This window comes from Streptomyces sp. NPDC056479 (assembly GCF_042795335.1).
In the GTDB taxonomy this organism is placed as follows: Bacteria; Actinomycetota; Actinomycetes; order Streptomycetales; family Streptomycetaceae; genus Streptomyces.
This window is the reverse complement of record NZ_JBHTRZ010000008.1, coordinates 63,181-74,314: the sequence shown is the minus strand read 5'-3', so window position 1 is coordinate 74,314 and position 11,134 is coordinate 63,181. Positions and strand designations below refer to the sequence as shown.

The 11,134-nt window shown below is 72.7% G+C and carries 7 protein-coding genes and 1 riboswitch; all 7 genes read right to left on the bottom strand.

Features of this window, described 5'->3' with window-relative positions:
- Positions 1 to 7 precede the first annotated feature (7 nt).
- From cobI to ACFQ6S_RS29245, 7 genes are read right to left on the bottom strand one after another with little or no spacing between them, the layout of a single operon-like run.
- Positions 8 to 754: a precorrin-2 C(20)-methyltransferase gene (gene cobI / locus ACFQ6S_RS29275; protein WP_383416076.1), complete on the bottom strand. Its 747-nt coding sequence runs from the start codon at positions 752 to 754 to the stop codon at positions 8 to 10.
- Positions 739 to 2,154 carry a cobyrinate a,c-diamide synthase gene (locus ACFQ6S_RS29270; protein WP_383416074.1) on the bottom strand — a complete coding sequence of 472 codons (1,416 nt, stop codon included), beginning with the start codon at positions 2,152 to 2,154 and terminating at the stop codon, positions 739 to 741. The genes cobI and ACFQ6S_RS29270 overlap by 16 nt, the downstream gene beginning before the upstream one ends.
- Positions 2,151 to 2,750 carry a cob(I)yrinic acid a,c-diamide adenosyltransferase gene (cobO, locus tag ACFQ6S_RS29265; protein WP_383416071.1) on the bottom strand — a complete coding sequence of 200 codons (600 nt, stop codon included), beginning with the start codon at positions 2,748 to 2,750 and terminating at the stop codon, positions 2,151 to 2,153. Before cobO ends, ACFQ6S_RS29270 begins: the two co-directional genes overlap by 4 nt.
- On the bottom strand, positions 2,750 to 4,759 hold the full coding sequence (locus ACFQ6S_RS29260) for a putative cobaltochelatase (RefSeq protein ID WP_383416070.1): 2,010 nt from the start codon (positions 4,757 to 4,759) through the stop codon (positions 2,750 to 2,752). The genes cobO and ACFQ6S_RS29260 overlap by 1 nt, the downstream gene beginning before the upstream one ends.
- Positions 4,756 to 8,412 carry a cobaltochelatase subunit CobN gene (gene cobN, locus ACFQ6S_RS29255; RefSeq protein ID WP_383416067.1) on the bottom strand — a complete coding sequence of 1,219 codons (3,657 nt, stop codon included), beginning with the start codon at positions 8,410 to 8,412 and terminating at the stop codon, positions 4,756 to 4,758. Before cobN ends, ACFQ6S_RS29260 begins: the two co-directional genes overlap by 4 nt.
- Positions 8,409 to 9,920, bottom strand: a complete 1,512-nt coding sequence (locus ACFQ6S_RS29250; RefSeq protein WP_383416065.1) for a cobyric acid synthase — start codon at positions 9,918 to 9,920, stop codon at positions 8,409 to 8,411. The genes cobN and ACFQ6S_RS29250 overlap by 4 nt, the downstream gene beginning before the upstream one ends.
- Positions 9,917 to 10,861, bottom strand: coding sequence for a cobalamin biosynthesis protein (locus ACFQ6S_RS29245; RefSeq protein WP_383416063.1), 945 nt, complete (start codon positions 10,859 to 10,861; stop codon positions 9,917 to 9,919). Before ACFQ6S_RS29245 ends, ACFQ6S_RS29250 begins: the two co-directional genes overlap by 4 nt.
- A 100-nt stretch (positions 10,862 to 10,961) precedes the next feature.
- Positions 10,962 to 11,104, bottom strand: a riboswitch (cobalamin riboswitch).
- Positions 11,105 to 11,134 lie beyond the last annotated feature (30 nt).

The window sequence follows — 11,134 nt, the reverse complement described above, 5'->3', positions numbered from 1 at the left end:
GCCGGCGTCAGAGCTTGCCGCCCCGGCCGCCGTCACGCCGGGCCGGTGCGACGAGCGTCGACAGATAGGGGAGCGGGGTGTCGTCGAGCTCGGCGGCCGGCCGGATGGACTCCTCCGCCAGGCCCAGCGCCGACCCCCACACCGCGTCGCCGATCCGCCCGGTCTCCCGCAACGCCTCGGCGACCTCGGCCGCCTGCCGCCCGAACTTGTAGGCGACGACGGTGCCGGGCCCGGCGAGCGCGTCCTTGAGCACGGCCGATCCGGCGGTGACGGGCACCAGCGTGAGCGGCTCGGTCCCCTCGGTGAGCACCGCGCCGGAACGGGCGGCGAGGTCCTGCATGGCGGTGATGCCGGGCACGGTCTCGACGACGGTGCCGGGCGCCAGCTCGCCGATGGTCTGGGCGAGATAGGTGAAGGTGGAATAGACGTTGGGGTCACCGATGGTGGCGAAGGCGACGGCACCGTGCTCGGCGAGCAGCCGGGCGACCCGCTCACCCGCCGCGTCCCAGGCCGCCTCGCGACGGGCCCGGTCGGTCCGCTCATTGAGCGCGAACACGACCCGCACGACCTTCTCCTCGGGCACGTAGTGCAGCACGGTCGCCTCGGCCCGCCCACGCTCCCCCGTGTCCATCACCGGTACGACGACGACATCGGCGGCCCGCAGAGCGTTGACGCCCTTGACGGTCACCAGCTCCGGATCGCCGGGACCGACCCCGACTCCGATCAACCTGCTGCTGCTCATGACGTCCGGCACCTCTCCACGAACCGACGGGCGACACCGGGCTGCGCGGCCCAGTGCGTGTGCAGATAACTCGCGTGCACGCCCTGCTGTACGAAACCTTCGACCCGTCGCCGAGGGGACCTGACCCCCCAGGCGGGCGCCGCCCCCGAGCCGGGCTCGACGACGGTCCTGTGAAACTCGTGCGCCCGCATCCGCGTCCCGGCGACGGCGAGCGAGCTGTCGCCGACGGCCACGGCGTCCCGGTACCCGAGAGTGAGCCGCTCGCTCATCCGCGCGCTCGCGTCGAGCACCCCGCACATGGGCAGCCCGTCCAGCTCACGGCACAGATAGAGCAGCCCCGCGCATTCGGCGGCGACGGGAGCGCCGCTCTCCGCGAGCGCGGCGACGGCCTTGCGCAGGGGTTCGTTGGCGGACAGCTCGGACCCGTACACCTCGGGGAAACCGCCCCCGATGACCAACCCGGCCGTACCGTCCGGCAGTTGCTCGTCCCGAAGAGGATCGAAGGCAACGACGTCGGCACCGGCGGCGCTGAGCAACTCGGCATGCTCGGCATAGGAGAAGGTGAAGGCGGGGCCCCCGGCAACGGCGACTCTCACGCGCCGGTCCGCATCACCCAGCCCGTCTGGGGGCGCAGCCCCCAGGGTCGGGACGGGAAGGGGTGGGGGCGAGGAAGCCAGGACCTCAGCCGCGTCCCAAGCCGCACACGACAACGCACCCGCACTGCGAGCCAGCCCCAGCAACGCCTCAAGATCGCACCCGTCGGCGACCTGCGCCCCCATCGCCGCCACCGCCTCCACAGCGGCAGCGTGCCGCTCGGCGACCGGCACCAACCCCAGATGCCGCGACGGCGTGTCCACCTGGGCCGCCCGCCGCAGCACCCCCAGCACGGGCACCCCGGCAGAGTCCAGGGCCTCCCGCAGCAACTCCTCGTGCCGGTCCGACGCGACCTTGTTGAGGATCACGCCCCCGATCCGCACCTGCGGATCCCAGGACGCGAACCCGTGCACCAGCGCCGCCACCGACCGCGACTGCGACGAGGCGTCCACGACGAGCACGACGGGCGCCCGCAACAGCTTCGCCACCTGGGCCGTGGACGCCAGCTCACCCTCCCCGGCGGCCCCGTCGTACAGCCCCATCACCCCCTCGACGACGGCGATGTCACACCCACGCGCCCCGTGCAGGAACAACGGCCCGACCAACTCCGGCCCGCACAGATACGCGTCGAGATTCCGCCCCACCCGCCCGCTCGCGAGCGCGTGGTACCCGGGGTCGATGTAGTCGGGTCCCACCTTGTGCGGAGACACGGCAAGCCCCCGCGCGGCGAACGCGGCCATCAACCCCGTGGCAACGGTGGTCTTGCCGCTGCCGGAAGCCGGCGCGGCGATGACCAGCCGAGGGACGGAAGCGGTCACCACTCGATGCCTCTCTGGCCCTTCTGGCCCGCGTCCATCGGGTGCTTGACCTTCGACATGTCGGTCACGAGATCGGCGAGGTCGACCAGCTTCTCCGGCGCGTTGCGCCCGGTGATCACGACATGCTGGGTCCCGGGCCGGTTCCGCAGCACCTCGACGACCTCATCGGTGTCGATCCACCCCCAGTGCATCGGGTAAGCGAACTCGTCCAGCACGTACAGCTGGTACGTCTCCGCGGCCAGGTCCCGCTTGACCTGCTCCCAGCCCTCCCGGGCCTTCTCCTCGTTGTCCATCTGGGCGTCCCGCTGAACCCAGGACCACCCCTCGCCCATCTTGTGCCAGGCGACGGACCCGCCCTCACCGGAGTCCCCGAGCACCCGCAGCGCCCGCTCCTCACCGACCTTCCACTTGGCCGACTTGACGAACTGGAACACCCCGATGGGCCACCCCTGGTTCCACGCCCGCAGCGCAAGCCCGAAGGCGGCGGTGGACTTGCCCTTCCCGACGCCCGTGTGCACGACCACCAACGGCCGATTACGCCGCTGACGCGTCGTCAGACCATCCTCCGGCACCACACTCGGCTGCCCTTGAGGCATTACGCGGCCCTCCTCTTCGACCCACCCTGAACATCCCTGACCAGACCGGCGATCGAGTCCGCCCGCAACTCGTCCAGCGTCACCGCCGTAGCGCCCAGCTCACCCGCGAGCTGCCCCGCGAGCCCCAGCCGCACGGGCCCGGACTCGCAGTCCACGACCACGGAGGCGACCCCGTCGGCCGCGAACAACCGGGCCGCCCGCCCCGCGAGCGCGACCGGCTCCGGCCCGCCCGTGGCCCGCCCGTCGGTCACCAGGACGATCAGCGCCCGCCGGGCCGGATCCCGCAGCCGCTCGATCCGCAGCACCTCATGCGCCTTCAGCAACCCGGCCGCGAGCGGCGTACGCCCCCCGGTCGGCAGCGACTCCAGCCGGGCCGCGGCCGCGTCCACGGAAGAGGTGGGCGGCAGCGCCACGTCGGCGGCCGACCCCCGGAACGTCACCAGCCCCACCTTGTCCCGCCGCTGGTACGCGTCCAGCAGCAGCGACAGCACGGCGCCCTTCACGGCGCTCATCCGCTGCCGGGCCGCCATCGACCCGGACGCGTCCACGACGAACAGCACGAGATTCCCCTCGCGCCCTTCCCGGACGGCCTGCCGCAGGTCGTCCCGGCGCACCACGAGCCCGCGCCCCGACCGTCCCCGGGCCCGCTGATGCGGCGCCGCCGCCTGCACGGTGGCCGCCAGGTGCAGCTTGGTGAGCGCCCCTCGGGGCCGCCGGGCCCCGGTGGTCCGCCCGTGCTCGGTCCGCGCCCGGGAACGCCGCCCGGCGGCACCGCCCTCACCGACCCCCGGCACGCTCAGCGCCTTCGTCCGGAACGGCTCGGACGCCCGCACGGGAGTCTGCTCGCCGGCCCCGGAACCCTGCGGCTCCCCGTCCTCACCGGCCTCGGGGCGCGCGGCCGTGTCGCCGCCCTGCGGGCCGTCGTCGGACTGCGGCGGCTGCCCGCCGCCCCCGCCGGGACCGTCCGGGCCGGGATCCGGGTCCTCGTCCTCCGAGCCCCCGAACTCCTCCAGGGTCTCGTCGAGCTTGTCCTCGTCGAGCCCGGGTGCGTCGAAGGGATTGCGGCGCCTGCGGTGCGGCAGCGCCAGCAGCGCCGCCTGCCGGACGTCCTCGGCGAGCACATCGGTCCGCCCGGCCCACGCGGCCAGCGCGGTGGCCGTACGGGCCATCACGATGTCGGCCCGCATCCCGTCCACCTCGAAGGCGGCGCAGGTCGCCGCGATCTGCCGCAGCGCCCCGTCGCCCAGCCGCACCGACGGCAGCAACTCCCGTGCCGCGACGATGCGTTGACGTACCGCGGCCTCCTCGTCCGCCCACCGTGCGGCGAAGACGGCCGGATCGTCGTCGTACGCGAGCCGGCGCCGTACGACCTCCACCCGCTGGTCGGGTTCCCGCGAGGCCGCGACCTCGACGGTGAGACCGAACCGGTCGAGCAACTGCGGCCGCAGCTCGCCCTCCTCGGGGTTCATGGTCCCGACGAGGAGGAAGCGGGCGGCGTGCCTGACCGAGACACCCTCGCGCTCGACGTACGACGCGCCCATCGCCGCCGCGTCCAGCAGCAGGTCGACCAGGTGGTCGTGGAGCAGGTTGACCTCGTCGACGTACAGGATCCCGCGATGGGCGTCGGCGAGCAGCCCCGGCTCGAAGGCCTTGACGCCCTCGGCCAGCGCGCGCTCGATGTCCAGCGCGCCGACCAGCCGGTCCTCGGAGGCGCCGACGGGCAGCTCGACCATGCGGGCGGGCCGGTGCGTGCCCGTGCCGGCCTCCTCGTGCGGTCCGTCGGGGCAGGCGGGGTCGGGGGCGCCCGGGTCACAGGAGAAACGGCACCCGGGGACCACGGGCACCTGGGGCATCAGCGCCGAGAGCGCCCGTACGGCCGTCGACTTGGCCGTGCCCTTCTCGCCGCGCACCAGCACGCCGCCGACCGCCGGTGACACGGCGTTCAGCAGCAGCGCGAGCCGTAGGTCGTCCTGGCCGACAACGGCCGTAAAGGGGAAGGGGGTGGTCACTTCTCGTCGCCCTCCAAGTCGCCTTCCAGCTCCAGGTAGGTGGCGCGCAGCCGCTCCAGCGTGTCGGCGTCCGGCTCGGCCCACAGCCCGCGGTCCGCGGCCTCCAGGAGCCGCTCGGTGATGCCGCGCAGCGCCCACGGGTTGGACTTCTTCATGAAGTCCCGGTTCTCGGCGTCGAAGACGTATTCCGCGCTGAGCTTCTCGTACATCCAGTCGTCGACCACGCCCGCCGTGGCGTCGTACCCGAACAGATAGTCCACGGTCGCCGCCATCTCGAAGGCGCCCTTGTAGCCGTGCCGGCGCATGGCCGCCATCCAGCGCGGGTTGACCACCCGGGCACGGAAGACACGGTGCGTCTCCTCGCCCAGGGTGCGGGTCTTCACCTGGTCGGGTACGGCGGAGTCACCGACGTACGCCTCGGGGCTGGCGCCCGTCAGATGCCGCACCATGGCGACCATGCCGCCGTGGTACTGGAAGTAGTCGTCGGCGTCCACGAGGTCGTGCTCGCGGGTGTCGACGTTCTTCGCGGCGACGGCGATCCGCCTGAACGCGGTCTCCATGTCCCCGCGCGCCGCCCGCCCGTCGAGCCCGCGCCCGTAGGCGTAGCCGCCCCAGACCGCGTACACCTCGGCGAGGTCGGCGTCCGAGCGCCAGTTGCGGGCGTCGATCAGCGGCAGCAGGCCGGCGCCGTACGCGCCCGGCTTCGAGCCGAAGACCCGGGCCGTCGCGCGCCGCCGGTCGCCGTGCTCGGCGGTGTCCTCGTCGGCGTGGGCCTTCACGAAGTTCCGGTCGGCGGGCTCGTCCAGTTCGGCGACCTTGCGGACGGCGTCGTCGATCAGGCCGACGACGTGCGGGAACGCGTCACGGAAGAAGCCGGAGATGCGGACGGTGACGTCGATGCGCGGGCGGCCCAGCTCCTGAAGGCCGACGACCTCGAAGCCGGTGACCCGGCGGGAGGCGTCGTCCCACACCGGACGGCAGCCCAGCAGCGCGAGGATCTCCGCGATGTCGTCACCCTGGGTGCGCATCGCGGACGTGCCCCACACCGTGAGGCCGACGGACTTCGGGTACTCACCCGTGTCCTGCAGATACCGCTGCACCAGCGAGTCGGCGAGCGACTGCCCGACCTCCCAGCTCAGCCTGGACGGGATGGCCTTGGGGTCGACGGAGTAGAAGTTCCGGCCGGTCGGCAGGACGTTCACCAGTCCGCGCGTCGGCGACCCGGACGGGCCCGCCGGGACGTAACCGCCGTCGAGCGCCTTGAGGATGTGGCCGATCTCGTCGGTCGTGCGGGCGAGACGGGGCACGACCTCGTTGCAGGCGAACTCCAGCACGGCGACCGCGTCGGGGAGTTCGGTGCCGAGGACCTCACGGACGAGGACGGGGGCCTCGGACACGGTCCAGCCGTTGGATTCCATCCCCTCCGCCATCCGCCGGCACAGCTGCTCCAGCAGGTCGATGGCGTCGGCGGCCGAACGGGACGGGCCCTCGACGAGGTCGCTCAGCTCGACCGGAACCTTCACCGGTGCGCCCGGCTCGGCGAGCAACTCCTTCTCCACCAGGCCGAAGTGCTCGGCCAGCGACGCCCGCAGACCCGGCAGCGCGTTCGCCTGCCCGCCCCACACCTGCGAGGCGCGCAGCACGGCGAGCACCAGGTTCACCCGCGGTTCGCCGACCGGACCGCCGCCCAGGATGTGGAGCCCGTCGCGGATCTGCACGTCCTTGATCTCGCACAGATAGCCGTCGATGTGCATGACGAACTGGTCGAAGTCGTCGTCGTCCGGCTGGTCGTCGACATGCAGGTCGTGGTGCAGCTCGGCCGCCTTCACCAGCGTCCAGATCTGCGCGCGCACGGCCGGCGCCTTCGTCGGGTCCAGGTCCGAGACCAGCGCGTACTCGTCGAGCAGCTGCTCCAGCTTGGCCAGGTCGCCGTAGGTGTCGGCGCGGGCCATCGGCGGCACGAGATGGTCGACGACGGTGGCGTGGCCGCGGCGCTTGGCCTGGGTGCCCTCGCCGGGGTCGTTGACGATGAACGGGTAGATCAGCGGCAGGTCCCCGAGGACGGCGTCCGGGGCGCAACCGCCGCTGAGCCCCAGCCCCTTGCCCGGCAGCCACTCCATCGTGCCGTGCTTGCCCATGTGGACGATCGCGTCCGCACCGAAGCTGTTCTCCAGCCAGCGGTAGGCCGCCATGTAGTGGTGCGACGGCGGCATGTCCGGGTCGTGGTAGATCGCGATCGGGTTCTCGCCGAAGCCGCGCGGCGGCTGGATCATCACGACGACGTTCCCGAACTGGAGAGAGGCCAGCACGATGTCGTCCCCGTCGACGTACAGCGAGCCCGGCGGCTCGCCCCACGCCTCGGTCATCGCGTCCCTCAGCTCCGGGTCGAGCTTGTCGAACCACGCCTGGTAGTCGGCGAGCGGCACCCGCGCGGGCGCCGACGCCAGCTGGTCCTCGGTCAGCCACTCGACGTCGTGTCCGCCCGCCTCGATGAGCCGGTGGATCAACTCGTCGCCGTTGTCGGGGTACTCGCTCACGCCGTACCCGGCCTGCTTGAGCGCGTCCAGCACCCGCACCGCTGAGGCGGGCGTGTCCAGGCCGACCGCGTTGCCGACGCGCGAGTGCTTGGTCGGGTAGGCGGTGAAGACGAGCGCGAGCCTCTTCTCGGCGTTCGCCTTGTGCTTCAACCGGGCGTGCCGTACGGCGATCCCGGCCACGCGCCCGGCCCGCTCCGGGTCGGCCACGTACACGGGCACCTCGTCCGGGCCCTGCTCCTTGAAGGAGAACGGGACGGTGATCAGGCGGCCGTCGAACTCCGGGATGGCGACCTGCATCGCCGCGTCCATCGGGGAGAGCGCGGCATCGGACTCGTCCCAGGCGCTCTTGGACGACGTCAGGCACAGACCCTGCAGCACGGGCACATCGAGCTCGGCCAGCCTGCCGATGTCCCACGCCTCCTCGTCGCCGCCCGCCGAGGCCTGCGAGGCGTGTGTGCCGCCCGCCGCGAGGACCGTGGCGACCAGGGCGTCGGCCCTGCCGAGGATCTCGTACAGCTCCTGATCCGCACCGCGCAGCGAACCGCAGTACACGGGAAGGGCGTTGGCACCGTGCGCCTCGACGCCGTCGCACAGGGTGTCCACGAAGGCGGTGTTGCCGCTGAGCTCATGGGCCCGGTAGAAGAGCACGCCCACGGTGGGACGGCCTTCCCGGACCGTACGGTCGCCGTGGACGCCGTACTCCGGCATCTTCTGCGGCTCGTCGAACCCCTCGCCGGTCAGCAGCACGGTGTCGGAGAGGAACCGGGCGAGCTCGGTGAGGTTGGCGGGCCCGCCCTCCACGAGGTACTTCAGCGCCTCGGCCACCACGCCGGCCGGGACGGACGACTCGGCCATCAGCTCCGCGTCCGGCACGGCCTCGCCGCCCAGCAGCACGGTCGGCACACCAGAGGCCTTCAGCTTCGCGAGCCCGTCCTCCCAGGCCCGCTTGCCGCCCAGCAGTCGGACGACGGCGATGTCCGCGCCGTCGAGCAGCGCGGGCAGCTCGCTCTCGACGTCCACGCGGGTCGGGTTGCCGATCCGGTAGTCGGCACCGGAGGCGGCGCGGGCCGCCAGCAGATCCGTGTCGGCGGTCGACAACAACAACACTGTGCTCATGCGGGCGCTCCCGGTGGAATGAAAGGCAGTCCTTGCGGCGCGCCCGACTCGATGAGCCGCCAGAGCGCGTCCGTGTCCGCGTGCTGTTCGATCAGATCGCCGAGCCGGTCGAGCTGCTCCTCGCGCAGCGCGGCGAACGACGTGTCCGGCGCCGGCACGAACCGGCGGCCCGCGGCGGCCGCCACCTCGCGCAGGAACGCCCGTCGGAAACCGTCCGACTCCAGTGAGCCGTGCCAGTGCGTGCCCCAGGTCTGGCCGACCCGGCAGCCGTCCAAGAAGGCTTCGCCTCCGGTCACTTCGGCGACCCCGTGATGGATCTCGTAGCCCTCGACGCGCTCGCCGAGGGCCTGGCCCACCGGCCGGGTGAGGGTCTTCTCCCGGGCGAACCGCACCCGGACGGGCAGCACCCCGAGCCCCTCGACCTGCCCGCGCCGGCTCTCGACGTCATCCTCGATGTGCTCGCCGAGGACCTGGAAGCCGCCGCAGATGCCGAGGATCGGCCGCCCTTCGGCAGCCCTGCGGACCAGGGCTCGCGCGAGCCCGCGCTCCCGCAGCCACTCCAGGGCGCGGACGGTTCCCCGGGTGCCGGGGACCACCACCAGATCCGCGTCGGCCAGCTCCTCCGGCCGGTCCACGAACCGCACGACGACGCCCGGTTCGGCGGCCAGGGCGTCGACGTCGGTGAAGTTGGACATGAGCGGGATCGCACAGACGGCGACCCGCAGCACGTCCTCGCCGAGGGGCGGGGCGACATTGGATTCCCGGACGGTCCCGCGCAGGGACACCCGCAGCCCGTCCTCCTCGTCGATCCCGAGCCCGTGCCGGAAGGGCAGAACGCCGTACGTGTGCCGCCCGGTGAGTCCGTGCAGCATGTCGAGGCCGGGTTCGAGGAGCGTGACGTCGCCGCGGAACTTGTTGACGAGGAACCCCGCGATGAGCTCCTGGTCCTCCGGGGACAGCAGCGCGACGGTGCCGAAGAAGGAGGCGAAGACGCCGCCGCGGTCGATGTCGCCGACGACGAGGACCGGGAGCCCGGCGTTGCGGGCGATGCCCATGTTGACGATGTCGGTCCGGCGCAGATTGATCTCCGCCGGAGAGCCGGCCCCCTCACAGATCACCGCGTCATACGTGCCCCGCAACTCGGCGAGACAGTCCAGCACGGTCCCGAGCAGCTTCTGCTGCCGCCCGCCGTGATACCCGCGTGCGCTCAGCTCGCCCACCGGCTTGCCCAGCAGCACGACCTGACTGCTCTGCTCGCCACCGGGCTTGAGCAGCACGGGATTCATCAGCGCGGTCGGCTCGACGCGACAGGCCTGGGCCTGCATGGCCTGCGCCCGCCCGATCTCGGCACCCTCCTGGGTGACGAAGGAGTTGAGGGACATGTTCTGCGCCTTGAACGGCGCGACCTTCACCCCCTGCCGCACCAGCCAACGGCAGATCCCGGCGGTGACGACGCTCTTGCCCGCGTCGGAGGTGGTGCCGGCGACGAGGAGACCACCGCCCGTCATGATGCACGCCCTTTCCTCAGGAGCCGCGCGCCGGCGCACACACCGAGCGCGAGCCAGCTCACGCGCCGCGAGAGACGTACGGCACGCTCGATGTCCGTGGCCCGAACGGCCCGTCCGGCCTCGCCGTTGAGTACCGGCCGATGCTCGACCCGCCCGCCGTACGACAGGGTGCCGCCGAGCCGAACCCCGAGCGCCCCCGCGAACGAGGCCTCGACCGGCCCGGCGTTGGGGCTCGGGTGCTGGGCGGCGTCGGCGCGCCAGGCCCGTACCGCTCCACGAGGGTCGCCTCCCGCGACGGCGGCGAGTACGGCGGTCAGCCGTGCCCCCGGCCAGCCGGCCAGGTCGTCGAGCCGGGCCGAAGCCCACCCGTAGCGGCGGTACTTGGGCGACTTGTGTCCGACCATGGCGTCGAGCGTGTTCACGGCCCGGAACCCGAGCAGCCCGGGAACCCCGCCGACGGCGCCCCACACCAGAGCCCCCACCACGGCGTCGGAGGTGTTCTCGGCGACGGACTCCACGACCGCCCGCGCGATCCCGTCCGCGTCCAGCGCCTTGGGATCCCGTCCGCACAGATGCGGCAGCCGCGCACGCGCCCCGTCGACATCCCCCGCTTCCAGGGCGCGCCCGATGAACCGGGCCTCCCGGACCAGTGAAGTCCCCCCGACGACCGCCCAGGTGGCGGCGCCGGTCAGCGCGACGGAGGCGGCGGGAGAGGTACGTACGACACGCGCGGCGAGCGCTCCGGCGGCGACGGCGCCACCGGCGCACACGGCGGTGTGCACCGCACCCCACGCGCGGTCGTCGCGCCACAACAGGCTTTCCACGGCGGCGGCGGCCCGCCCGAACGCGGCGACCGGATGCCCCCGGCGAGGATCGCCGAGCAGCAGATCACCGAGAAGTCCGGCGGCGGCGCCGTACGCGAAGACGCGATCGGCTCGCATCGGGGTCAGCCGACCGTGGGGTCACACGTGGGTCTGATACTGCGTGTCGATCGGCAGGCGGGCATCGCGTCATGTCCTCACTCAGGGTGTCCACGCCCTGGTTCGACGAGACCGGCGGTGAGAGTTCCTGGCTCCCGGGGCTTTCTACCCCGGTGACAGTGGCGGGACCGCGCCGGAATCACACCGGCTTCCTCTTCTGCCGCCGTACTTGGCCCCGGCAGTCCACCACGGGGTTGGAAGGGGCGTCAACTTGCCGTTGACCTGCGACGGGAG